Origin of the sequence: Caproicibacterium argilliputei (genome assembly GCF_029211325.2) — a bacterium.
GTDB classification, from domain to species: domain Bacteria; phylum Bacillota; class Clostridia; order Oscillospirales; family Acutalibacteraceae; genus Caproicibacterium; species Caproicibacterium argilliputei.
In genome coordinates this window covers 1160784-1185960 of sequence record NZ_CP135996.1, presented here as the reverse complement: position 1 = coordinate 1185960, position 25177 = coordinate 1160784, and the positions used below count along the sequence as shown (strand labels likewise).

The following is a 25177-nucleotide window of genomic DNA, read 5'->3' as shown; positions in this document are numbered from 1 at the left end:
TCGCAAAAGGTCTCGAAAAAGTTAGCACCCCAAATGGCATAAAAAGTGAGCCATTGTCAGCACCTGAAATAACAGCTACCCTTAGAATTGTCAAGAGACTAAGGAGGTAGCAGAAAGGTGTTAAGAATGGCTCAAGTAAATAATATCAAGGATCTGTACGAAAATGAAGACCTGAGTTTGCGAGAAATTTCCCGTCAAACAGGTCACAGCTTCAAGACCGTCCAAAAGTACGCCTACCAGCTCGACTGGAGCGAGGACAATCTGCCGGATACCGAGCCAACGAGCTATCCGGTGTTGGGAGATTTCATTCCCGTAATTGATGAATGGCTGGAAGCCGACCATAAGATCCCGCGCAAGCAGAGGCACACCGTTTGGAGGATTTTCTGCCGTTTGCGGGATGAGCACGGTTTCGGTGGCAGCTATTCCAGCGTAAAAAAGTACGTCCGCAAAAAGCGGTTTGTGATGAATTCCAAGAACAGTGGTTATTTGCCTCTGGAGCATACGCTGGGCAGTGGGCAAGTAGATTTCGGAAAGCATCTCTACTACGATGGTGCAGGGCAGGAGCAGGACGGCTATGCACTAACCATTTCCTTCCCGAATTCCAACAAAGGGTACACCCAAACTTTCCCCTCTCAGAACCAGGAATGCCTGCTTACCGGTATGAAACGTATCTTTGAGCATATTGGCGGCGTTCCGCCGGTGCTGCGCTTTGACAATATGTCCACCGCCGTTGTGCAGGTACTCAAGGGTACAGACCGAATTCTCACAGACGGCTTTACCCGCTTCATGATGCATTACCGTTTCCGTGCAGAATTCTGCAATCCAGCATCCGGCAACGAAAAAGGCAACGTGGAAAACAAGGTGGGTTACAGCCGCAGAAATGCCTTTGTGCCGGTTCCGACCATTACGTCCTTTGACGATTTTAATGAGTCCCTGTGGGATTGGTGCGAGAAAGATGCACAGCGCCCGCACTACAAGAAGAAGCTTCTGATTGAAGAGCTTTGGAAAGAGGATGAGGCAAGCCTGCTGCGGCTTCCGGAATACCCGTTCTCGGTGTTTCGCTATGCTTCGCTGACGGTAAACAAAAACGGCTTTGTAACCATTGAGACAAACAAGTACGGCCTTTCTCCCATGCTTTCCGGTGAAACGGTACAGGCAAAGATTTTCTTTGACCATGTGGAGTTTTTCCATGACCACCACCCGGTTGGACACTACCGCAGGAGCTACAAAGCCAATGATGAGGTGTTTGACTGGACGCAGTATGTGTCTGTGCTCTGCAAAAAGCCTGGTGCGATTGAACACACTCGCTTCTTCCGGCAGATGCCCCAGCAGTGGCAGGCTTTCCTGGAACAGACCAGCGGCAGGGAACGCAAGAACGCTCTCCAACTGCTCAGCGAAATTGTCTCCGACGGCAATGCTACTCTGTGCAACGATGCGCTGGAGCTTGCCGGGGAAAATGGCCGCACGGATGCGGACAGCCTCCGGCAGTGCTATTACATGATTGCAAAGAAGGAATACCGTCCTGATCCACTCAAGCTGCTCGGTTCCCCGGCACTGCATTACAATCCCAATCTTTCCGCCTACGACGGGCTGATGGGAGGTGACGCAAATGTATGAGGAAATTGAGCTGATGATGCGACAGGTGAAGTTGGGCGGCATGGCCAAGGAATGGCGCTCCGTCCAGTTTGAAAGTACAGAGCAATATGTGACCGACCTGCTGAAGCTGGAGATGAAAGAGCGTGAAGCCAACAGGATTAACCGCATGGTGAAAACCGCCGGTTTCCGTGTTCTGAAAACGCTGGATGACTTTGTGTGGACTCCCGCCATTGAGCTGCCCAGCGGCTTGACTGCCGAGTACATGGAGGAACTGCAATTTCTTACGCCCAAGGAGAATCTCATTTTTATGGGCACTGTTGGTACCGGCAAAACACATCTTGCCACAGCCATTGCCTTGAAAGCTTGCCAGGAAGGGCGGCGTGTCCGCTTTTATACGGCGGCGTCCCTTGCCAATATCCTGCTGGAGAAAAACAACAAAGGTACGCTGAACAACTATCTCAGCACACTGAAAAAAGTGGAGCTCATTGTGATTGACGAAATTGGTTTCGTGCCGCTGCACAAGGATGCCGCCGAGCTACTGTTTCAGGTAATCTCCGACTGCTACGAGCGAAAGAGCCTCATTATTACATCCAATCTGGAGTTCTCGCAGTGGAACACTGTCTTTGGCGACAACCGCCTGACGGCAGCGCTGGTTGACCGGCTGATCCACCATTCCCACATTGTAATCTTCTCCGGCGAGAGCTACCGGCTGACCCAGTCCATGCAACGCCAGCGTACCCACTGAAAAAGCGCTCCAAAAAGTGAGCATTGGGCCCCGACCTGTTTGGCCCCGTGGGTCTCCAAAATGTGAGCGTTGGGTCTCGCCCTGTTTTGCCCCGAAAAAGGCCTCGATGCTACATGCACGAACAACAAATTAGGTGCTCCAAGGTGCTAACCTTTTTGGGGACCTTTTGCTAACATTTTTACTTGACGAACACAATCGAATAGTTCGTGATATACTTTTTTGATACTTTCATTGCAGTAGTCGATGTTCAAATGTGTTCGATTACCGTCCACATTTTCCGCTTTGAATTTACGGCTGTTGTGGTTGACCGAGCCTTTTCCAACCATTGCGCTGATTGTTCTTTGCATAAGTTACACCTCCAATCTCTTAAAAATCGTGCTTCCTCGGTTCTGTTACTCTTGCCAAGAGTAACGCAAAAGCACTTTTGACAGGCAACCCTATCAAAAATGCGACCTGCAAGCAGGTTTTGCGCTCTCCGAGGGGCAAAGAACACCTTTGAAAAGGTGCTCTCTGCACTCTCCACCAAACTTTATCACTTCCCGAAAAAGGAACATTGCAAGGTTGCAGATATGCCTGCCTTTGCAATGTTGCAACCTTGAAAAGCTTCACTCTGTTTTTTCGGGAAGCTGCCAGTACCACTGACTGCCCTCTTTAACCGATTGGACATTCAGCGCTTTCTTTGCCTCGTCCAACACACGCTTGGAGATACCTACCGCCTGTGCTTTTTTCAGCAATGCCTGCTGTGGATATTTGCCCTTGGAAAGATATTCGAGTATTAAATTTTCAGCCTGTTCGGATTTCTTTTCTTTCGGAATACCGCTTAACAAATCATCAACTGAGATATCGTAATGACCGAGCCAACTAAATCCGTTTTCTTTGTCCAGTTCAAAGGCAATCGCTTCACCTTCGGGTGCAAGGGAAGACTTGTCCTGCACCATCACTCTGACCTGCGGATTGTCTTTAATTCTCCCAACAATCAAAACACTTCTCGCCGAAGCCTGAAAATCAATGGAACCAAGTCCACGGTAAGAAGATTTGTTACCGCTACCTTTGTTCATATGACCGACAAGCAGAACTGCACAGTCATATTTTTCTGCGATTCTTCCAAGCTGTGCCATCACATTACGGACTTCATTGGCGTTGTTCATATTGATATTTGCGCCGACATACGCCTGAATCGGATCAAGGATTACCACCCTTGCACCGACTTCTATAATTGCTTTTTCAATTCGTTCATCCAGCATACTAAGTACAGCTTCCGATTCATCTATGACTTTGATTTGAGTACAGTCTGCTTCAGCCGCTTCTAATCTCGGCTTGATGGTATCTTCCAGTCCATCCTCGGCAGTTTGATAGATGATTTTAACAGGCTCACGCTCGGTATCGTCATAGGGCAGTGCTTCTCCTTTAGAGAGAAGCGCCGCCAGTCTTAACGCCAAAGTGGTTTTCCCCTCGCCGCCGTCACCGTGAATAATGGTCAGTTTTCCAAATGGGATATAGGGATACCAGAGCCATTCCACTTCTTCCACAGGGACTTCGTCCATACTGATAATTTTCAGTTCAGCCATTCCTGCCACCGCCTTTCACAACAAAACGGTTGATTTTCAGGTGATATGCGGCTATACTATTGATAGATACATGGAGTGACTGCCTATCGTCTGCGCCAACAGATGTGTTACGGGCGGTCATTTCTTTTTGCTTATTCATTCTGTTCCTCTCCTTTCAAGCCGCCAAGAATAATAGAAACCAGTTCAATGACATTGAGTAGTTCCTCATCTATGCCATTTCCCGCTTCAATCCTTTGTAGCTCCGCAAGGACGGCGGCAAGCTCCTGTTTCAGAGCCTTATACACCCTCGGATTGCCCTGCACAACCACATCCTGATTTAGACAGCGGCGGTAGCAGTATTCCTGCTTCGGCAATCCCGATAAAGCAACCGCCTTGTTAATGAGTTCATTTTCTTCGGGCGATACCCGAAACCCTACTGTAATATTTCTCCAACGGTTTTTGTTATCTCTGTTCTTAGCCGACATTTTCAAAATCTCCTTTCCCCAAATCGTCCAATTTATTTGCCATTTCCGTCTGCTTGGACGGAAACAGGTGTGCATATTGATAAGTGATTTCAATGCTTTCATGTCCTACACGGTCGGCAATCGCCACCGCCGAAAATCCCATATCGATCAGCAAACTGATGTGGCTGTGACGAAGGTCGTGAATGCGGATGCGCTTCACGCCTGCGGCTTTCGCCCCTCTGTCCATCTCGTGATGAAGGTAGCTTTTCGTTACCATAAAGATACGGTCTTTTTTCTTCAAGCCATAGAGCATACCGAGATACTCCTGCATTTCCTCACAGAGAAAATGCGGCATTTTAATGGTGCGGTTGCTTTTCTTTGTTTTCGGCGTGGTAATCACATCTTCCCCGTGCAGACGCTGATAGGACTTGTTGATCGTGACCGTTTCCTTGTCAAAATCGAAGTCCGCAGGAGTCAGCGCCAGCAGCTCGCCTTCACGGATACCGCACCAGTAGAGCATTTCAAAGGCGTAAAAGGAAATGGGTTTGTCCATCATCTCAAAAGAAAACTTCTTGTACTCCTCTTTCGTCCAGAACAGCATTTCCCTGTGTTCTTCACTACCCATATTCCTCACCTTTGCGGCTGGATTAGAGCGCAGTTCATAATAGCGTACAGCGTGGTTAAAGATAGCGGAAAGCTGGTTGTGCAGCGTTTTCAGATAAGTCTGCGAATAAGGCTTTTTCCTCTCGTCACGATAGGCAAGCATTTCGTTCTGCCAAGTGATGATTTCTTTTGTAGAAATCTCGCTGATTTTCAGCTTGCCGAAAAAGGGCAGTATCTTTGTGCGGATAATATGCTCCTTCGTCAGCCAAGTGTTTTCCTTCAAGCGGTTTTTCACATCTCGGATATACAGCTCCGTGAAAGCTTCAAAACTCATATCAAGGTCAGAGGAATTCTGCAACTGGAACATTCGCTCCCATTCCTGTGCTTCTTTCTTTGTGGCAAAGCCACGCTTGCATTTCTGCTTGCGCTCGCCTTTCCAGTTCACATACCTTGCCATCACATACCAAGAACCGTTGTCCTCATTTTTGAATACCGGCATTACTCTTTCTCCTTTCCGGCTCCGTAGAGCCTTTCATAAAAATACTGGCGGTTGACACGCCCTGCAATCGTAATAAAACCCTTTGCTTTCAGTTCCTCGTTCAGCTTTCTGATAAGTTTATAGGCATAGGGCTTTGATACATTGAGTTCCTGAGCCACATCATCGGCACGGATAAATCTATTTCCCATAAAAATCTCCTTTCATTTCTTTTTTCAATTTCATTTATTTCGTGTCGGAATACTTTCTGACCGCCTTCCGATTTGCCCGGGCGGGTACGCCATTACCGTAACGCACTACGGATATTAAATTAAACTTATTTGCTTAATTCTTTCTCATTATACTAAGCATATTTGCTTTTGTCAAGCAGTTTGCGAGAAAATATTAAACTTTTTTGTTTTGTTTTCTCTTGACTTTCACTAAGCATATCTGCTATACTATGTGCAGATACATAAGCGAGGAGTGTAAACACTATGGCGATTGGTGAGAGAATCCATTTTTTCAGACTTCTGCGTGGTATGACGCAAAAATATCTTGGTACGGCTGTCGGTTTTCCCGAAAGGAGCGCCGATGTGCGCTTGGCGCAATATGAAACCGGCTCCCGCAAACCAAAGTCGGATTTAACGGCTGCACTGGCGCAGGTGCTTGATGTTTCCCCACAGGCTCTTGATGTTCCTGACATTGACAGTCAGATCGGTCTTATGCACACCTTATTTACCCTTGAAGATGTTTATGGGCTGACCGTCAGCGAAGCGGACGGGGAAGTTTGTCTGAAAGTCAACAAGGATAAGGGCAAAGAGGCTTACGAGTTGCTGCAAATGCTCTATGCTTGGAAAGAGCAGGCGGACAAGCTCTCTGCCGGTAAAATCAGCAAGGACGATTATGACCGCTGGCGTTACTACTATCCGAAATACGATACCACGCAGCTCTGGGCGAAAGTGCCCTCGCAAGAGTTAAGCGATACGCTGGTGGAGGCATTTCAGGACAAGCTCAAAAAAGATGAATAACAACGACAAAAAGCCCTTAGCTATGAGTTACTACCCACAGCTAAGGGCTTTCTAATATGGATTCCTTTTGCCACACAACCGCTTTTCAATCATTCTGTAACCCATAAACCACCGGATTACAAGAATAATGGCTCTTGTATGGCTGTTATCAAATTGTTATCAAAAGACTCCTCCGAACGCCGCAAACCCGCATAAACACTTGCTTTTTACGGCGGTTCGTTCTACTCCCACTCAATAGTAGCCGGCGGCTTACTGGTAACGTCATAAACAACGCGATTGACACCCTTGACTTCGTTGATAATCCGCTCACTGGTTTTTTCAAGCACGTCATACGGAATCCGCGCCCAATCCGCAGTCATAAAGTCACTGGTCGTCACGCCACGCAATGCAATGGTATAATCATACGTTCTGCCGTCCCCCATCACGCCCACACTGCGCATATTGGTCAGCACCGCAAAATACTGGCTGATTTTTTTGCTCAGGCCGGCGTTCGCTACTTCCTCCCGGAAAATCGCGTCCGCATCCTGCAGCGTCGCAATCTTTTCCGCTGTAATTTCCCCTAAGATACGAATGCCCAGACCCGGTCCCGGGAACGGCTGACGCCACACCAGATTTTCCGGAATGCCAAGCTGTGTGCCAACTTCGCGCACTTCATCCTTGAACAGGTCGCGCAGCGGCTCAATAATTCCCTCAAAACCGACGTCTTCCGGCAGGCCACCGACGTTATGATGGCTCTTAATCGTCGCGGAATTGCCTACGCCGCTTTCGACTACATCAGGATAAATGGTTCCCTGACACAGGAACTCCATCTTGCCCAGTTTGGCAGACTCCGCCTCAAACGTGCGGATAAAGCCCTCGCCGATGATTTTACGCTTCCGTTCCGGGTCGGTAACGCCTTCTAGCTTCTGCAGAAATTGCTTGCCCGCATTGACACGGATTAAATTCATGTCAAACTGTTTACGGAAAATGGTTTCGACCTGGTTTCCTTCCTCTTTGCGAAGCATTCCATGATCCACAAAAATACAGGTCAGGTTTTTTCCGATGGCTTTGTGCATCAGCACTGCCGCAACGGAACTGTCAACACCGCCGGAAAGTGCGCACAACACTTTCTTGTTGCCGACTTTTTCCCGAATCTGCGCAACCGTCTGCTCAATAAAGGAAGACATCACCCAATCCCCTTTGCATTTGCAGACTTCAAAGAGGAAATTGTGCAGCATCTGCTGACCAAACGCGGTGTGCTGCACTTCCGGATGGAACTGCACCGCATAAAGACCTTTTTCTACATTTTCCATAGCGGTGACCGGGCAGGACTTGGAATCTGCCGTTGTCCGGAAACCCGCCGGTACCTGTGTGATACGATCGGTATGGCTCATCCAGCAGGCAGAGGTCTGCGGCACGCCCTGGAACAGCAAGCTGGAAGAGTCCGTTACCGTAAATTCTGTTTTGCCGTACTCGCTGACCTCACAGCTGCCGACTTTTCCGCCCAGCGTATACGCCATCAGCTGCGCACCGTAGCAAATGCCCAACACCGGAACGCCCATTTCAAAAAGCGCTTTATCACAGTGTGGGGAGTTTTCGTCATATACCGAATTGGGACCGCCGGTCAGGATAACGCCCTTGTATCCCTTTGCCGCAAGCTCAGAAACCGGTGTCCGGTAACTTTTAATCTCACAGAAAACGCTGCACTCCCGAACGCGCCGCGCAATCAGCTGGCAGTACTGCCCGCCAAAATCCAGTACCAGTACTGTTTCATTCTTTACCATTTGCACAACCTGCTTTCCAGATGAAATAAAAGGGCGCCAACACCCAAACTGCGTGTGCTGACGCTCCACAACGATTTACAGTTTTCAGCGGACAATAATATCGCTGCGCTTCGGCCCGTTAGACAGAATCTTAAACGGCACGCCGACTGCTTTTTCCGCAAAGTCGATATACTTCCGGCAGTTTTCCGGCAGTTCTTCATAGGTCTTGATGCCGCGAATGTCGCACTTCCAGCCCGGAAGCTTCTTCCAAACCGGTTTGCAGTGCTTCAATTGCGGAGTCGGCGGAAAATAATCAATCTGCTTGCCATCCAACTCATAAGCAACACAGACCGGAATCTCGTCCAAATAGCTGAGTGCATCCAAAACGGTAAAGGCAACCTGCGTAGCGCCCTGCGCCTGGCAGCCGTAGCGGGTGGCGACCAAGTCCAACCAGCCCATCCGGCGCGGACGCCCGGTAGTCGCACCGTACTCGCCGCCATCACCACCGCGGTTACGCAGTTCCTCCGCCTCTTTGCCGAAAATCTCGCTGACAAACTCGCCTGCGCCGACCGCGCTGGAATATGCCTTTACAACCGTAATGATTTCCTTGATTTCATACGGCGGCACACCTGCGCCAACCGCACCGTAGCCTGCCAGTGTAGAGCTGGAAGTCACCATCGGATAAATGCCCCAGTCCGGATCTTTCAAAGAGCCAAGCTGACCTTCCAACAGAATGGTTTTGCTCTCGCGCACCGCGTCATGCAGCAGCGTAAAGGTATCTGCCACATAAGGCTTCAGCATTTCCTTATATGCCATCAGTTTTTGATAAACTTCCTCTGCATTCAGCTCTGGCTGATGATAAAGTTCGCGGAAAAGCACATTTTTAATGCCGAGGACATGGTCAATTTTCTCGCGGATGCTTGCTTCATCATCGAACAGTTCCGCAACCTGGAAACCGATCTTTGCAAACTTATCTGAATAAAACGGCGCAATCCCGCTTTTGGTGGAACCGAACGATTTCCCTGCCAAGCGCGCTTCCTCAAAGGTATCCAGCTGAATGTGGTACGGCATGACCACCTGCGCACGATCAGAAACCACAATGTGTGGCTTCGGCACCCCACGGGAAACCAGCTCCTGAATTTCTGCAACCAGTTTTTCCGGGCTAAGCGCCACGCCGCTGCCAATCACATTGGTTACGTGGTCGTAAAAGACACCGGACGGCAGCTGATGCAGTGCAAATTTTCCATATTGGTTCACGATTGTATGGCCGGCGTTGCAGCCACCCTGAAAACGAACAACGAAGTCAGCTTTCTGTGCTTCGACATCGGTGATTTTTCCCTTGCCTTCGTCGCCCCAGTTTGCGCCTACAATTGCTTTAATCATAGTAAACAGTTACTCCATATTTTTGCCGCGCCGCTGCGGACAGATCTTGCTGCGCAGCGCTTAAAACAAGCGCCGCGACTGCCATGCGGCTGGATTTAGGCAGCTTTTACATACAGTTTAACACAAAAACACGCGGAAGTAAACGACAGTCTGCGGATGTCAAACATTGATGGCAACCGCGTTGTCTGCCACACCGTCATACTGCGCCAAAACCGGTGCGACGGTTTCTTCCAAAAACTCCACCGTCTGCTGCGGTGCGCGCCCCACATATTTTTCAGGCTTCACGACTTCCTGCAGTTCTTCCAGTGTGACACCGAACAGCGAATCCTGCGCAATGCGCTGCAGCAGGTCATTTTCCCCGCCGTCCTCTTTCACCACTTTGCTGGCAGCCATGGAATGCTGCCGAATCCGTTCATGCAGCTGCTGGCGGTCACCGCCGCGCTTCACCGCATCCATCATGATGTTTTCGGTCGCCATAAACGGCAGTTCGCGCCAAAGGTGCTGCGCGATGACTTTCGGGTACACCACCAGGCCATCTGCCACATTGCGGTACAAATTCAGAATTCCGTCCACCGCAAGGAAAGCTTCCGGCACAGAAATACGCTTGTTGGCGGAATCATCCAGAGTGCGCTCAAACCACTGGGTGGAAGCTGTCATGGCAGGATTCAGCGCAACAGCAACCACATAGCGGGACAGCGATGCAATGCGCTCGCTGCGCATGGGGTTGCGCTTATATGCCATAGCAGAGGAGCCAATCTGCTTTTTCTCAAACGGCTCCTCCACCTCCTTCAGATGCTGCAGCAGGCGGATGTCATTGCTGAACTTCGCGGCACTCTGCGCGATGCCCGAAAGGACGCTGAGCATCTGGCTGTCCAGTTTACGGGAGTACGTTTGGCCGGACACCGGAAACACCCCGGCATAGCCCATCTTTTCCGCAATCTTTCGATCCAGTGCCTTCACTTTTTCGTGGTCGCCGTCAAACAGCTCCAAAAAACTTGCCTGCGTGCCGGTGGTTCCTTTGCTGCCCAGCAGTTTCGCCTTACTGAGCTGATAGCGCACATCCTCCAAATCCATCAGCAAGTCCTGCATCCACAGCGTTGCACGCTTGCCGACAGTGGTCGGCTGGGCAGGCTGAAAATGCGTAAACGCCAAGGTGGGCTGGTCTTTCTGCTCTCTTGCAAACTTTGCAAGCACACGCAGAACACTTACCAGCTTTTTCTCAACAAGCTGCAGTGCCTCTGTCATAATGATAATATCGGTGTTGTCCCCCACATAGCAGGAAGTCGCACCCAGGTGGATAATCGGCTCTGCCTTCGGACACTGCACACCGAATGCATACACATGGCTCATCACGTCATGGCGGACTTCCTTTTCACGGGCTTCTGCCACTTCGTAATTGATGTCGTCCTGATGTGCCTTCATCTCGTCAATCTGCTCCTGCGTAACGGGCAGACCCAGCTCTTTTTCAGCTTCGGCCAAAGCAATCCAGAGCCGCCGCCAGGTACGAAACTTTTTGTCCGGCGAAAACAGATAAGTCATTTCCCGGTCCGCATACCGCGCGGAAAGCGGGGATTCATACGTATCTTTCAAGTGCAGAATTCCTCCTAACAAATGATTTTATGCGCTGCGGCTTCACACCCGCTGAATCGGCATGGAATAATCGAACTTCTTATCCGCAACCGAAACATCCGGCGTCGGCGCCGGATACTTGCCGGTAAAGCAGGCGTCGCAGAACCCGTCTTGCAAGCCAAGCATCGGCGCCAGATTTTCAACGTGCAGATAGTCGATGGTGTCCGCAAAACTCATTTTGCCGATTTCTTCCACCGTATGCTGACACGCAATCAGGCTGTCTTTATCCGGAATATCCGTTCCGTAATAGCACGGCCACTGAAACGGCGGCGAACTGATGCGCAGATGAACCTCTTTGGCACCGGCGTCGCGCAGCATGGTAACGATATGCGCACAGGTCGTGCCACGCACAATGGAATCGTCCAGCAAAACCACGCGCTTGCCGCGGAAAGCATTGGGAATCAGGTTGAGCTTCAGCCGCACGCTGCGTTCCCGCTCACCCTGCGTCGGCTTAATAAAGGTGCGGCCGATATAGTTGTTTTTGACAATCGCCTTTTGATACGGAATGCCGCTTGCCTCCGCGTAACCGATGGCGGCGTCGATTCCCGACTCCGGCACACCAACTACCATATCTGCCTCCACAGGGTTCTGCTGCCACAGCAGCCGGCCGGCACGCTTGCGTGCTTCATACACATTGATGCCGTCAATGATGCTGTCTGGCCGCGCAAAGTAAATGTATTCAAACACACAAAGCGACTTGCGCTGGTTGGTCGGCTGCTGCACCGTATGCAGACCGCCGCGGTCCGCCATCACAATTTCCCCCGGCTCCACATCGCGCAAAAAGGATGCACCGCAGGCGTCCAGTGCACAGGTTTCGGATGCAAACAGATAGGTGCTTTCCCCAATTCTGCCAATCACCAGTGGGCGGAAACCGTTGGGGTCACGCGCCGCAATCAGCTTCTGCGGACTCATGATGACCAGAGAATAAGAGCCCGCAATGCGCGGCAGCGCGCGCCGAACCGCCTCCTCAATAGAAGGGGCATTCACACGTTCCTGCGCAATCAGGTACGCAATGGCTTCCGAGTCAATCGTAGTTTGAAAAATGCAACCTTTTCTTACCAATTCCTCGTGCAGCTCATACGCATTGGTCAAGTTGCCGTTGTGCGCGATGGCAAGGGTTCCTTTAACATAGCGCATCACCAGCGGCTGTGCGTTTTCACGCACACTGGCTCCGGCTGTCGAGTAGCGCACATGCGCGCACGCCATCTGTCCCGGCAGACTGTCCAGTACTTTTTTATTGAAAGCTTCGCTTACCAGTCCCATTTCCTTGGAGTAAGCCATCACGCCGCGGTCGTTGACCACAATACCGCAGCTTTCCTGCCCGCGGTGCTGCTGCGAAAGCAGCCCGTTATAGGAAGCATACGCCACATTGACAGAAGCATCCGGACTGCAGATACCGAATACACCACATTCCTCATGCGGCTTTTGTTCGTACGCAAATTCACTGAGCAAAAAGTTTCGCCCTCCTCACTTACAGCCGTTTCGGTTTTCGCTTACAGGCCGATGCGCTTCATAACCTCCGCGTAAGCTTCCTCAACACCGCCAAGGTCGCGGCGGAAGCGGTCTTTGTCCAGTTTGTCATGCGTTTTTACATCCCAAAAACGGCAGGTGTCCGGGCTGATTTCATCCGCCAGCAATATCTGTCCCTGAAAGCGGCCAAACTCCAGCTTGAAGTCGATGAGGTCAATATTGACGGAAAGGAAGAATGCCTTCATCAGCTCGTTGACACGCAGTGCCATTTTTTTAATGGTGCTGACTTCTTCTTCAGTAGCCCAACCCATGGCCAGCACGTGCGAATCATTGACCATCGGGTCGTCCAGCGGGTCGGATTTGTAGCAGAACTCCAGAACCGGGCATTTCAGTACGGTGCCCTCTTCCACCCCGAGGCGCTTTGAGAAAGAGCCGGCCGCCACGTTTCGGATAATGACCTCCAGCGGAACAATCTGCACCTTTTTCACCAGCGTGTCGCGGTCGCTGAGCTCCTGTACAAAGTGTGTCGGGATGCCGTCCTTTTCCAACATTTTGAACATAAAGTTGCTCATTTTGTTGTTTACAACACCTTTACCGACAATCGTACCCTTTTTTTTGCCGTTAAATGCAGTTGCGTCATCCTTATAAGAAACAATACACAGGTCGGGGTCGTCAGTTGCAAAAACCTTTTTTGCTTTGCCTTCGTACAGCTGTTCTTTCTTTTCCATAGAAAATACCTCCGTTGCTACTTTTATAGATAGATGATAAATCGGACAGACAAAAGAAGGAATCCACCGCCCGCCGCAAGTGTGTCACAGAAGGGCAGTGGTTTTGGCTGAAGCAGAGCAGTTTTTTCAAACCGGCAGCCCGTCCTGAAAGCCGCCGGGAGCTGTCTGAAAAAACGCTCCCAGAACCTGTATCAAAAAGGACAGGGTTACACCAAATTTAAAAACGTATTGACGCGCGTAATGTCCACCACGCTAAGCTGGGTGGTCTGCACCTGCCGCGCACAGGTCAAAAATGCGTTGGCAGTATCCAAAGAGGTCAGGCAGGTGACGCCGCACTCCACCGCGGTGCGGCGGATGGCAAAACCGTCGCGGCTGTGCTGTGCCGTCGTGGTCGGCGTGTTGATAATCAGATTGATTTTTCCGGAAGTAATCAGGGAAAGCGTGTCGCGCTCGCCCTTGCCAATCTTGCAGACACGGATGGTCGGAATATCATGGTCGTTTAGAAATTCCGATGTACCTGCCGTGGCATAAATGGTCCAGCCCAAGTCGTAAAGCCCCTTTGCAATCGGCAGGACTTCCTCCTTGTCGCTGTTTTTCACCGTGATTACCACGCGGCCGTTCTCAATCATATGGACACCCGCACCGTAAAACGCCTTAATCAGCGCTTCATTATAAGTGCGCGCAATGCCCAGCACCTCGCCGGTTGACTTCATCTCTGGTCCCAGGTTAATTTCCGCACCGCTGATTTTTTCAAAGGAAAACACCGGCATTTTGATGGCCACATAGTCATGCGGTTTCTGCAAGCCATAGTGGTATCCCATCTCCGGCAGGGTTTTGCCGAAGAATGTATTCACCGCCAGCGGCACAATGGGAATTCCCGTTACCTTGCTGATGTACGGCACCGTACGGGAAGAACGCGGATTTGCCTCAATAATATACACCACATTGTCTTTGACGATAAACTGGATGTTGAGCAGACCCTTGACCTTCAGCGCCATAGCAAGCTGGCGTGTATAGGAAACAATCGTTTCCTGCGCCTCCTCGCTGATGCTGACCGGCGGATAGACAGAAATACTGTCGCCGGAGTGAATGCCCGCACGCTCCACGTGCTGCATGATGCCGGGAATCACCGAATCAATACCGTCACAAACCGCGTCCACTTCCACTTCTGTGCCCATGATATACTTGTCAACCAGAATCGGGTGTTCCTGCGCAATGCGGTTAATAATGCCGATTTGGTTCACAATGTCCTCGTCGGAATAGGCAATCTGCATTCCCTGCCCGCCCAGCACATAGGAAGGCCGCACCAAAACCGGATAGCCCAGTTCATGCGCCGCCGCAATCGCTTCGTCACAGGTGAAGACTGTGCGCCCCGCCGCCCGCGGAATCCGGCAGGTGTTAAGAATCTCGTCAAAGCGCTCGCGATCCTCCGCCAGGTCAATGCTGTCACTGGAAGTGCCCAGCACCGGCACACCCATCTTTTCAATGGCAGCCGCCAGCTTGATGGCAGTTTGACCACCGAATTGGCACACGGCGCCGTCCGGCTTTTCCAATTGCACAATGTGCAGCACATCTTCCGGTGTCAGCGGCTCAAAGTACAGTTTGTCGGCAATGTCAAAGTCGGTCGAAACGGTTTCCGGATTATTGTTAACGATAATGGTTTCATACCCCAAATCCCTGAGCGCCCACACACTGTGCACCGAGCAGAAGTCAAACTCAATGCCCTGTCCAATGCGAATTGGGCCGGAGCCAATGACCATAATCTTCTTGCGGTCTGACTTGGGGTTCACTTCATTCTGAGAGCCATAGCAGGAGTAATAATACGGCGTTTCCGCGTCAAATTCTGCCGCGCAGGTGTCAACCATTTTATATACCGGATGAATGCCCCATGTGTCCTCCATGCGGCGCAGTTCCTCCACGGACTTGCCGCACAGCTCACTGACTGTGCGGTCCAGAAAGCCGAAATCTTTTGCCCGCAGCAGCAGCTCTTCGGTCAAGGACTGCGTTTCCAGTGCGTGCTCCGTTTCGACAATGGCAGAAATCTTGCTGAGGAACCACAAGTCAATTTTCGTAATGTCATGCACTGTCTGCGGAGAAACACCGCGGCGCAGTGCCTCCGCACAGGTCCACAGGCGGCGGTCGTCCACATTGTGCAGTCGCTGTACCACTTCATCATCCGAAAGGGGCTGCAGCGCCGGGTCCCGCAGGCTGTACAGATTCTGCTCCAGGCAGCGCACAGACTTCATCAGTGCCATCTCAAAGTTCGGCGCAATGCCCATGACTTCGCCGGTTGCCTTCATCTGCGTGCCCAGCGTGTGGCCCGCGCCCACAAATTTGTCAAATGGCCACTTGGGAATTTTCACAACGCAGTAGTCCAGAGTGGGCTCAAAACAGGCAAAGGTTTTTTTGGTAATGGCGTTTTTAATTTCATCCAATGTATAACCCAGTGCAATCTTGCTTGCCACTTTGGCAATCGGGTAACCGGTCGCCTTGCTCGCCAGCGCGGAAGAACGGCTGACACGCGGATTAACCTCAATCACGCAGTACTCGAAGCTGTTGGGGTTCAGGGCAAACTGCACGTTGCAGCCGCCCTCTACCCCCAATTCAGTAATGATGTCCAGCGCCGCAGTGCGCAGCATCTGCGTTTCCTTATCCGCCAACGTCTGGCAGGGTGCCACCACAATCGAGTCACCGGTATGCACGCCGACCGGGTCAAAATTTTCCATGTTACAGACTGTAATGCAGTTGCCGTTGTGGTCGCGCATGACTTCATACTCGATTTCCTTCCAACCGGCAATGCTGCGCTCAATCAGCACCTGATGCACGCGGCTGCGCTGCAGACCGAGCGCGGCGATCTCCTCCAGCTCTTCGCGGTTGTCGGCGATGCCGCCGCCGCTGCCGCCGAGGGTGTAAGCCGGCCGGACAATCACCGGATAACCGATGCGCTCCGCAATTTTCAAGCAGGCATCCACATCCTCCGCCACTTCGCTTTCCGCGCAGGGCTGGTCAATGCGTTCCATGGCCTCCTTGAAAAGCTCACGGTCCTCTGCCATGCGGATAGTGTCGGCACTGGTGCCGATCATTTCCACATCGTGTTCTTTCAAAAAGCCGGACTCCTCCAACTCCACCGCAAGGTTCAGCGCATTCTGTCCGCCCAAAGTCGGCAGAATGCTGTCCGGCTTTTCTTTAATGATGACTTTCTTGACAGTTTCCGCGGTCAGCGGTTCGATGTACACCTTATCTGCAATCTGCTTGTCCGTCATGATGGTCGCCGGGTTCGAGTTAATAAGGATTACCTCGACTCCCTCCTCGCGCAGAGCGCGGCAGGCCTGCGTGCCGGCGTAGTCAAATTCTGCCGCCTGTCCGATGATAATTGGGCCGGAACCGATGATAATTACTTTTTTAATTTCCGGACGTTTACTCACAGCCGCTCACCTCCCATTACTTTCAAAAAGCGGTCAAACAGAAATCCCGTGTCGCGCGGACCGCCGCACGCCTCCGGGTGAAACTGTACGGAAAAACACATTCCGTTCGCGTAGCGAAGCCCCTCAATGCTGCCATCGTTCATGCTGATAAAGCTGACCTGCGCAACCGCCGGGTCAACGGTTTTTTCGTCCACCACAAAGCCGTGGTTCTGCGAGGAAATGTACACGCGGTTTGTGGAAAGGTCTTTGACCGGATGGTTAATGCCGCGGTGACCGTATTTCAGCTTGTACGTATCGAACCCCTGTGCCAGCGCCATGAGCTGGTGACCTAAACAGATGGCAAAAGTCGGTACGCCCGCCGCATATACTTTCTTTAACTCTGCAATTGCCTTTCCGCACGCCTTCGGATCGCCGGGTCCGTTGCTCAGCATAATGCCGTCCGGCTGCCACGCCATAAGTTCCTCAAAAGCCGCGTCCCACGGAAAACACTTGACCGTGCATCCGTGCGCAACGAGCGAACGGATGATGTTGCTCTTGACACCGTAATCCAGCAAGGCAACTTTTACGGGACCGTCACCGTAAACATTGCCGCCGCGCACGCTGACCTGCGGCACACAGGACTCCAGTTGGTAGGCTTCAATTTTCCGCTTCATCTGCGCCGGGTCAGCACCGTCCCCATAAGCAATCATGCCGCGCATAGTGCCGCTTTCCCGCAGCAGACGTGTCAGGGCGCGGGTATCAATGCCCTGCAGACCCGGCACATGGTGCGCCTTTAAGTAAGCGTCTAAATCCACATCGCAGCGAAAATTGCTTGCCGCATTGGAAACGGAACGGACAATATAAGCGCGCAGCCACGGTTTGGACGATTCTGCGTCCTCGTAGCAAATCCCGTAGTTTCCAATCATCGGGTAGGTCATCACCACACCCTGCCCTGCGTAAGAGGGGTCGGTCAGCAGTTCCGGATAACCGCACATCGCACTGTTGAATACGACTTCGCACAGCACATCATGCTCGTCCCCAAAACCGGTTCCGGAAAAAGTCGCTCCGTTTTCAAGCATCAGCAATGCTTTCATGAAATCACCAGCCATTTCTTTGTAGTATTCTTTTCCTGCAGCTTATGGAAACGCCGCAGACCTCCGCAGACACAATGATTCCCCCAGCCGCGGGACAATGTCATCTGGCGTTCTGAGGGAGTATTCATTTTCTGCCTATTTGAACTGTTCAACAATGCGCTGAACTGCTTTTTCTGTGTTTTCCTTTGTGTTAAAGGAAGTAAGACGGAAGAAGCCCTCCCCATGCAGACCAAAGCCGGAGCCGGGTGTACCAACCACCGCGCACTTCGTCAGCAATTCGTCAAAGAACTGCCAGCTGGTCATGCCCTGCGGAACCTTCATCCATACATAAGGGGAGTCCACACCGCCGTAAACGGTGAAGCCCGCCTTTTTTAAGCCCTCCAAAATAATGCGGGCGTTATTCTGATAATACGCGATGTTTTCGCGCACCAGCTTCTGCCCTTCCGATGAGTAAACCGCCTCCGCGGCACGCTGCACCGGGTAAGACACACCGTTCATCTTGGTGGACTGGCGGCGATCCCACAGGCGGTTCAAAGAAACGCCGTCTGCTTTCAGTTCCTTAGGAATCACGGTAAACGCGCAGCGCGTACCGGTAAAACCGGCTGTCTTGGAAAAGCTGCGAAACTCAATGGCACAAGTCTTCGCCCCTTCACACTCAAAAATGCTGTGCGGCACGCCGGGTGTTACAACAAATGCCTCGTAAGCAGCATCATAAAGAATGACAGAGCCATGTTCATTCGCATAGTTCACCCACATCTGCAGCTGCGACTTGGGCATACTCACACCGGAGGGATTGTTCGGAAAGCAGAGATAAATGAGATCCGGCACGGTTTCCGGAAGGGCGGGCAAAAAATAGTTTTCCTCCAAGCAAGGCATATACACAATCTTGCTCCAACCTTTTCCCTCGGTAAAGTCACCCGCGCGGCCCGCCATGACATTGGTGTCCACATAAACCGGATAAACCGGGTCGCACACCGCGACAGTGTTGTCCAGACCAAAAATATCGCCGATGGAGCCGGTATCGCTTTTGGCGCCGTCGCTTACAAAAATTTCATCCGCCGAAATGCCCAGATTCTGATAATCGTGTGCGGCAATGGTTTCCCGCAGAAACGCATAGCCTGCCTCCGGACCGTAACCGCGAAAGGTTTCCGCCTGTCCCATTTCATCCGCGGCCTGTTTCATGGCGTCCACCACCGGCTTTACCAGCGGGCGGGTCACATCGCCAATTCCCAGCCGCAGGATTTCCTTTTCCGGGTTTTTCTGCTGAAATGCATTGACTTTATTCGCAATCTCCACAAACAAATAACTTGCCGGAAGCTTCACAAAATTCTCATTGACTTTTACCATCCGTTCCGTTACCCCTTTCTGTAAAGTACCTCACACATCCACTGTACCGTCAAAGACGAATGCCGCCGGGCCTTCCATAAAGACCGTTCCGGAGGTTTCCTCCCAAGTGACGGTCAAATCCCCGCCGCGCAGGTGCAGCAAAACCTTCCGTCCGGTCTTTCCGTTCAGCGCGCAGGCCACCGCCGCCGCGCAAGCGCCGGTGCCGCACGCCCAGGTTTCTCCTGAGCCGCGCTCCCAGACGCGCATCCTGACTTCCCGGTCACTGAGCACCTGAATAAATTCCGTATTGACACGCTGCGGAAAAATCGGCGCGTGCTCAAACGCCGGGCCGATTTTCTCCAAATTCAGCGCATCTACATCTTCCACAAAAAGCACGCAGTGCGGGTTTCCCATGGAAACGCAGGTGATGTGCTCTTCCCTGCCACTGACTGTGTACGGCACGTTCACCGCACGTTCGCCCGGCAGCGTCACCGGAATTTCCGCAGGCGCAAGAATCGGTGCTCCCATGTCCACACGCACGGTCTGTACCGCGCCGTTTTCGACGTGCAGGTACAGCGTTTTCACGCCGCTCTGGGTATCGACACGCAGAGGATTTTTCCTGCAAATGCCGCGATCATAAACATATTTGCCGACGCATCGGATGCCGTTTCCGCACATCATGGCACGGGAACCGTCCGCGTTATAAATGTCCATCTCGCAGTCTGCTTTGCTGCTCGGTTTAATCAAAATGATGCCGTCCGAACCGATTCCGAAGCGGCGGTCGCTCAACCGTACGCTCAGCTCGGATGGGTTTTCCACTTTTTCCTGGAAGCAGTTGATGTAGATGTAATCGTTGCCGATTCCCTGCATCTTTGTGAATTTCATTTTCCGCCCTCCACCTGCAAAAAATAAAGAATGCGGCAAGGCTGCTGTAAAAAATTACACCTCCTTGCCGCAAAATTTCAATATTGCTGTCTGACGCTGTTATTATTCTATTCTATTTTCGATTGGCTGTCAATTGTTTTTGCATGGAAAGTTGCCGCTTTGCCCACCATCACCGGCATGAAAGAGAAAACAGATTTCAGTATCCCCCCATTTTTCAGGATATTTCCGGCGAAATAGCCGAATTCTTTTGGAAAAGATGCGTGGAATTCTGCAAGTCTGGTCGGCTGCGGTTGTATTTTTCTGCTGCGGCGCTCCCGCCGCGCACAGACTTCCCGGCTGCGCTCTTTCCATGCTTACTGTGAAAATCCTGCAAAAAGAGTATACAGAATTAAAGTTTTTGTTGTAAAATCCACTTTGCTATGCTAAACTGGACAAGTAAGAAAATGTGCATTGGCTATGCACAACAAATTTACAGGAGGCAATATCTATGTCGTATGTAAGCAGAACACTGGAAACCGTTTTGCAGAAAAACCCGGGCGAAGCGGAATTCCACCAGGCTGTTACCGAAGTGCTCCAGTCGCTGGAGCCGGTTCTAGCCAAACATCCGGAGTACGAAAAAGCCGGTATCTTGGAGCGCCTGACCGAACCGGATCGTGCGATTCGGTTCCGCGTCACCTGGGTGGATGACAACGGAAATGTGCAGGTAAACCGCGGCTACCGCGTGCAGTTTAACGCCGCCATCGGCCCCTATAAAGGCGGTCTGCGGCTGCACCCCAGTGTGAACTTCGGGATTCTGAAGTTTTTGGGCTTTGAGCAGATTTTCAAAAACAGCCTGACCGGCCTGCCCATCGGCGGCGGCAAGGGCGGCTCTGACTTCGACCCGAAGGGCAAATCAGACCGGGAGGTCATGGCGTTCTGCCAGTCCTTCATGACAGAACTCTACCGTTACATAGGACCGGACACTGACGTACCTGCCGGCGACATCGGCGTCGGTGCGCGGGAAATCGGCTATCTGTTCGGTCAGTACAAGCGCATCCGCAACGAGTTTTCCGGTGTGCTCACCGGTAAGGGACTGACCTATGGCGGCAGTCTGGCGCGCACGCAGGCCACCGGCTACGGTCTGCTGTACTTCACAAACGCCATGCTGCAGGCAAATGGGAAGTCCCTGGCAGGCAAGCGCGTTGTAATTTCGGGTGCAGGCAACGTGGCGATTTACGCCGCAGAAAAGGCAATTGCGCTGGGCGCAAAGCCTGTGACCATGAGCGACTCAACCGGCTGGGTGTATGATCCGGAAGGCATCGACTTGAATGCCATCAAGGAAATCAAAGAAGTGAACCGCGCCCGCCTGACCGAGTACAGAAAATACCGCCCGAATGCCGAATACCACGAGGGGCGTGGCGTCTGGACAGTGCCGTGCGACATTGCGCTGCCCTGTGCCACCCAGAACGAGCTGAACCTGGAAGACGCCAAAGCACTGGTGAAAAACGGCTGCTTCGCCGTCGCTGAGGGTGCCAATATGCCGAGTACGCTAGAGGCAATTGCCTGCCTGCAGGAAAACGGCATTCTGTTTGGGCCGGCAAAAGCGGCAAATGCCGGCGGCGTTGCCACCAGCGCGCTGGAAATGAGCCAGAACAGTATGCGCTACAGCTGGACTTTTGACGAAGTGGACAGCAAACTGAAATCGATTATGGAGAACATCTTTGCCAACACCGCGGCGGCAGCAAAGGAATACAGCAAGCCGACGGATTACGTCAGCGGCGCCAATATTGCCGGTTTCCTGAAAATTGCGGATGCGATGCTTGCGCAAGGTGCCGTCTGACCCTATAGGTGCCTTTTGGATGGACGAAAAAGAGTTGTATGAAAGAAAAGACGCTTTCGGAATTGCCGAAAGCGTCTTTTTCGTCTGTTTCTCTATTATTTATGATACTTTCCGTGATGCAAAATCTGATATGCCCGGTAAATCTGCTCACAGAGCATCACTCGCGCCAGCTGGTGCGGAAATGTCATGGGCGACATAGAAAGGCGCAGCCGCCCGGCCTGCTTAACAGAAGAAGCCAAGCCGAAGCTGCTGCCAATCACAAAGGATATGCGCCCGGCACTTTCATTTGCCGCCTGCTGCAAATGTGCCGCCAGCATAGGGGAATCCAACGCTTTGCCCTCAATGCAAAGCGGAATCACCTCGCCGCCACGGCAGGCTTCCAGAATCCGCACCGCTTCTTCTTCCAGCGCTGCGTCAATCTGTGCCTGCGACGGAGCATCCGGCAGGCGGCATTCCGGCAGTTCCCGAATCTGAAAATCCACAAACGGACGCAGCCGTTTTTCATACTCTGCACACGCCTGCCGCCAATAGGTTTCTTTCAGCTTGCCAATGCAGACAATCTGCACTTTCTGCATACTAAAACACCGTCACCTTTCCCGGATTCTCACGCGGTGCCACTTCCAGCAGAAAATCTCTGCCCTGCTCGGCACCCATTTGTGAAAGCGCGCAAAGGCTTGTGGCACGCGCAAGATCGGGCGTATTGTTTTCCTTACTCAAATGCGCCAGAAAAATCCGCGCCGTTCCGCTGCGAACCAAACCAGTGACTGCTTCCGAACAGGCCGCGTTGGAAAGATGCCCGCGATCCGAAAGGATACGGCGTTTGAGCGGATACGGATACGGGCCGTTCTGCAGCATACCAATATCATGGTTTGACTCCAAAACAATCAGCTCCGAACCGGTAATGTGCTCCTGCACTTCATCGGAATAGTACCCTAAATCCGTTGCAAAGGCGACGCGGTGGTCATCTGCTGTTTCCACACAGTAACCGTACCCTTCCGCGCAGTCATGTGACGTATGGAACGGGCGAATCCGCATCCCGGCAAAGTCTGTGCCCTGCTCATCAAGCACCTGTACAGGAAACTTTCCATTTAGAATCCCCATTTGATCCAGTGCCTGCATGGTTCCGGCAGAAGCGAACACAGGCACTTTCAGCCGCCCTGCCAGCACGCGCAACCCCTGCACATGGTCGGTATGCTCATGGGTAACGAAAATACCGCGAACTGCCTCTCGCGGAATCCCGCAGAGATCCAGCTTCTCGGAAATCTGCTTGGCACTGCGCCCCGCATCCATCAAAATGCCTTCCGTAGCAGAGCCTATGTAATAACTGTTTCCGCTGCTGCCGCTGAACAACGGACAAAATCTGGCCATGAGCCCCTCCCTTTCCGCACAAAAGAACAGGACGGCGCGATCTGCTTCGCCCGCCCCGCCAAAACACTGTCCACAAAAATCAGACAGCCTGCGCTTCTTCCTTGTCCTGCACGGTAACGCGGCGGATTTCCGCTCCAATTCCCTGCAGCTTTTCGACGATATGCTCGTAGCCGCGCTCAATATTGCGAATCCGCTCAATTTCAGAGGTTCCGTGCGCCGCCAGAGCTGCAATAATCAAAGCTGCGCCGGCACGCAAATCCGTTGCCTTTACAGGAGCCGCATTCAGGTGATCGATTCCCTCCACAACTGCCAGTTTCCCGTCAACAGAAACCTGCGCACCCATACGTTTGAGTTCATCCACATAACGGAAGCGGTTGTCCCATATACTTTCGTTAACAATGCTGGTTCCGTTTGCAAGCGAAAGCAAAACCGTAATTTGCGGCTGCATATCCGTAGGGAAACCCGGATGCGGCATCGTCTTGATGTTACACTTGTTCAGCTTGCCCACATAGCGCACCCGCACTGCCTCATCATATTCGGTTACTTCCAGCCCCATTTCCTCCAGTTTTGCCGTGATGGATTCCAAATGCTTGGGAATCACGTTGGTCACGGTCACATCCCCGTGCGTGGCCGCCCCGGCGACCATGTATGTGCCCGCCTCAATCTGGTCGGGAATAATGGAGTACGTCACACCGCGCAGATGTTCCACGCCGTAGACCTTGATAACATCCGTGCCTGCCCCGCGGATATCCGCCCCCATCGTGTTCAGGAAATTTGCCAAATCAACGATATGCGGCTCTTTCGCTGCATTTTCAATCACAGTCACACCAGAAGCCTTCACTGCGGCAAGCATGATGTTGATGGTTGCTCCAACCGAAACCACATCCAGATAAATGCTGCTGCCGCGCAACTCCTGTGCGGAAACATTGACCATGCCGCCTTCCAGCGTATATTCCGCGCCAAGTGCAGAAAAGCCTTTCAAATGCTGGTCAATCGGCCGCACGCCGAAGTCACAGCCGCCCGGCATGGAAACTACCGCATGGTGAAAGCGCCCAAGCAGCGCCCCCAGAAGATAATAGGAGCCGCGCATCTGGCGCGCCAGCTCATAGGAAGCCACGTACGTGTTAATGGGGCGCGCATCCACCTGCAGCGTCGAGCGGTTCATCCAGCGGATATCCGCCCCCATGTCGTGCAGAATGCCAACCATTGCGTTGACATCTTTAATATGCGGAACATTTTCTATTCTGCAAGGTTCATCTGAAAGAATCGCTGCGGGGATAATCGCGATGGCCGCATTTTTGGCACCGCTGATCATCACCTCTCCTTTCAGCTGTTTGCCGCCGTTAATCAAGAACTTGTCCAAGTTCTGCCAACTCCATTCCTTGATAATCTTCCTGCAAGAAACGCCTGACAAAAGTAGTATGGCTCAAATATGTAAAATATTGAGCAGAATTGTCTACCACTTTTCTCCAGATATTTTCCGTTTATGTGTTGCACCGCAAAAGGGAAATGCAAACTGCCGACATTTCACTGCTTTGTGAGAAACCGAGCAGTTTTTACGGTGCTTTTCATTCGCAATTATGTAAATACATCTTAATGATAATACAGCAAGAACAGCCGCTTGTCAACTGAAAACAGCCCACAGAGCACTGCCGCCGCAAAAACTGCCGCAGTGGCGCCGAAACGCCGCTCAAACTGGCCGTAGACGCAAAACACCGCACCGCTTTTGCAAGCTGGAAAAGCACTGCTGCCAGTTCTAAAATTTTTACCAGTTTTTTCAGCGTCAATGATACAAAAAATGCAGTGGCCGTCCGCAAGAAGCAGACGAACCGCCGCACTTCACCGTTTTCAATATGGCTGCACCCGTTGCA

At 51.9% G+C, this 25177-nt stretch carries 22 protein-coding genes; 4 read left to right on the top strand and 18 right to left on the bottom strand.

Going from position 1 to position 25177, the window contains the following annotated elements:
- Positions 1–126 precede the first annotated feature (126 nt).
- Positions 127–1617, top strand: a complete 1491-nt coding sequence (gene istA, locus PXC00_RS05650; protein ID WP_268058201.1) for an IS21 family transposase — start codon at positions 127–129, stop codon at positions 1615–1617.
- Complete coding sequence (gene istB / locus PXC00_RS05645; protein ID WP_268058202.1) at positions 1610–2341, top strand: IS21-like element helper ATPase IstB; 732 nt, start codon at positions 1610–1612, stop codon at positions 2339–2341. The genes istA and istB overlap by 8 nt, the downstream gene beginning before the upstream one ends.
- Before the next feature lie 146 nt (positions 2342–2487).
- Here the strand turns inward: istB and PXC00_RS05640 are convergent, their stop codons facing one another.
- The 6 genes from PXC00_RS05640 to PXC00_RS05615 all read right to left on the bottom strand — a co-directional run bounded on the left by PXC00_RS05640 (position 2488) and on the right by PXC00_RS05615 (position 5642).
- On the bottom strand, positions 2488–2688 hold the full coding sequence (locus tag PXC00_RS05640) for a hypothetical protein (protein ID WP_456064457.1): 201 nt from the start codon (positions 2686–2688) through the stop codon (positions 2488–2490).
- A gap of 258 nt (positions 2689–2946) precedes the next feature.
- Positions 2947–3909 carry an AAA family ATPase gene (locus PXC00_RS05635; protein ID WP_275845671.1) on the bottom strand — a complete coding sequence of 321 codons (963 nt, stop codon included), beginning with the start codon at positions 3907–3909 and terminating at the stop codon, positions 2947–2949.
- Positions 3902–4048, bottom strand: coding sequence for a hypothetical protein (locus tag PXC00_RS05630; RefSeq protein ID WP_156329760.1), 147 nt, complete (start codon positions 4046–4048; stop codon positions 3902–3904). The genes PXC00_RS05635 and PXC00_RS05630 overlap by 8 nt, the downstream gene beginning before the upstream one ends.
- The gene (locus tag PXC00_RS05625) at positions 4041–4373 is read right to left on the bottom strand and encodes a plasmid mobilization protein (RefSeq protein WP_275845670.1); all 333 of its coding nucleotides are present in this window, start codon (positions 4371–4373) and stop codon (positions 4041–4043) included. Before PXC00_RS05625 ends, PXC00_RS05630 begins: the two co-directional genes overlap by 8 nt.
- Positions 4363–5454 (bottom strand): site-specific integrase, encoded by a 1092-nt coding sequence (locus PXC00_RS05620; protein WP_275845669.1) that lies wholly within the window; start codon positions 5452–5454, stop codon positions 4363–4365. The genes PXC00_RS05625 and PXC00_RS05620 overlap by 11 nt, the downstream gene beginning before the upstream one ends.
- Positions 5454–5642, bottom strand: coding sequence for a LysR family transcriptional regulator (locus PXC00_RS05615; protein WP_242408882.1), 189 nt, complete (start codon positions 5640–5642; stop codon positions 5454–5456). The genes PXC00_RS05620 and PXC00_RS05615 overlap by 1 nt, the downstream gene beginning before the upstream one ends.
- A gap of 282 nt (positions 5643–5924) precedes the next feature.
- Between PXC00_RS05615 and PXC00_RS05610 the strand changes: the two genes are divergently transcribed.
- Positions 5925–6458: a helix-turn-helix domain-containing protein gene (locus PXC00_RS05610; protein ID WP_275845666.1), complete on the top strand. Its 534-nt coding sequence runs from the start codon at positions 5925–5927 to the stop codon at positions 6456–6458.
- A 221-nt stretch (positions 6459–6679) separates the two neighbouring features.
- On the opposite strand, the gene guaA is transcribed toward PXC00_RS05610, so the two are convergent.
- From guaA to dapF, 9 genes are all read right to left on the bottom strand, one after another.
- On the bottom strand, positions 6680–8221 hold the full coding sequence (guaA, locus tag PXC00_RS05605; RefSeq protein ID WP_275845664.1) for a glutamine-hydrolyzing GMP synthase: 1542 nt from the start codon (positions 8219–8221) through the stop codon (positions 6680–6682).
- 84 nt (positions 8222–8305) lie between these two features.
- Complete coding sequence (locus PXC00_RS05600) at positions 8306–9583, bottom strand: adenylosuccinate synthase (protein ID WP_275845662.1); 1278 nt, start codon at positions 9581–9583, stop codon at positions 8306–8308.
- Positions 9584–9742: 159 nt separating this feature from the next.
- Positions 9743–11173: an adenylosuccinate lyase gene (purB, locus tag PXC00_RS05595; RefSeq protein WP_275845660.1), complete on the bottom strand. Its 1431-nt coding sequence runs from the start codon at positions 11171–11173 to the stop codon at positions 9743–9745.
- Between the two features lie 42 nt (positions 11174–11215).
- The gene (gene purF / locus PXC00_RS05590) at positions 11216–12664 is read right to left on the bottom strand and encodes an amidophosphoribosyltransferase (protein WP_275845658.1); all 1449 of its coding nucleotides are present in this window, start codon (positions 12662–12664) and stop codon (positions 11216–11218) included.
- 41 nt (positions 12665–12705) lie between these two features.
- Positions 12706–13410 carry a phosphoribosylaminoimidazolesuccinocarboxamide synthase gene (gene purC, locus PXC00_RS05585; RefSeq protein WP_275845656.1) on the bottom strand — a complete coding sequence of 235 codons (705 nt, stop codon included), beginning with the start codon at positions 13408–13410 and terminating at the stop codon, positions 12706–12708.
- Between the two features lie 206 nt (positions 13411–13616).
- The gene (gene carB / locus PXC00_RS05580) at positions 13617–16835 is read right to left on the bottom strand and encodes a carbamoyl-phosphate synthase large subunit (RefSeq protein WP_275845654.1); all 3219 of its coding nucleotides are present in this window, start codon (positions 16833–16835) and stop codon (positions 13617–13619) included.
- Positions 16832–17908, bottom strand: coding sequence for a carbamoyl phosphate synthase small subunit (locus PXC00_RS05575; RefSeq protein WP_275845678.1), 1077 nt, complete (start codon positions 17906–17908; stop codon positions 16832–16834). Before PXC00_RS05575 ends, carB begins: the two co-directional genes overlap by 4 nt.
- A 135-nt stretch (positions 17909–18043) precedes the next feature.
- Complete coding sequence (locus PXC00_RS05570; protein ID WP_275845652.1) at positions 18044–19255, bottom strand: LL-diaminopimelate aminotransferase; 1212 nt, start codon at positions 19253–19255, stop codon at positions 18044–18046.
- A 30-nt stretch (positions 19256–19285) separates the two neighbouring features.
- Entirely contained in the window at positions 19286–20119 is an 834-nt protein-coding gene (gene dapF / locus PXC00_RS05565) for a diaminopimelate epimerase (RefSeq protein ID WP_275845650.1), read from the bottom strand.
- Positions 20120–20606: 487 nt separating this feature from the next.
- Between dapF and gdhA the strand changes: the two genes are divergently transcribed.
- Positions 20607–21938: an NADP-specific glutamate dehydrogenase gene (gene gdhA / locus PXC00_RS05560; RefSeq protein ID WP_275845648.1), complete on the top strand. Its 1332-nt coding sequence runs from the start codon at positions 20607–20609 to the stop codon at positions 21936–21938.
- 95 nt (positions 21939–22033) lie between these two features.
- Here the strand turns inward: gdhA and PXC00_RS05555 are convergent, their stop codons facing one another.
- The 3 genes from PXC00_RS05555 to PXC00_RS05545 all read right to left on the bottom strand — a co-directional run bounded on the left by PXC00_RS05555 (position 22034) and on the right by PXC00_RS05545 (position 24669).
- Complete coding sequence (locus PXC00_RS05555) at positions 22034–22513, bottom strand: 23S rRNA (pseudouridine(1915)-N(3))-methyltransferase RlmH (RefSeq protein WP_275845646.1); 480 nt, start codon at positions 22511–22513, stop codon at positions 22034–22036.
- A 1-nt stretch (position 22514) separates the two neighbouring features.
- The gene (locus tag PXC00_RS05550; RefSeq protein ID WP_275845644.1) at positions 22515–23306 is read right to left on the bottom strand and encodes an MBL fold metallo-hydrolase; all 792 of its coding nucleotides are present in this window, start codon (positions 23304–23306) and stop codon (positions 22515–22517) included.
- Between the two features lie 79 nt (positions 23307–23385).
- Positions 23386–24669, bottom strand: coding sequence for a UDP-N-acetylglucosamine 1-carboxyvinyltransferase (locus PXC00_RS05545; protein ID WP_275845643.1), 1284 nt, complete (start codon positions 24667–24669; stop codon positions 23386–23388).
- Between the last annotated feature and the right edge of the window lie 508 nt (positions 24670–25177).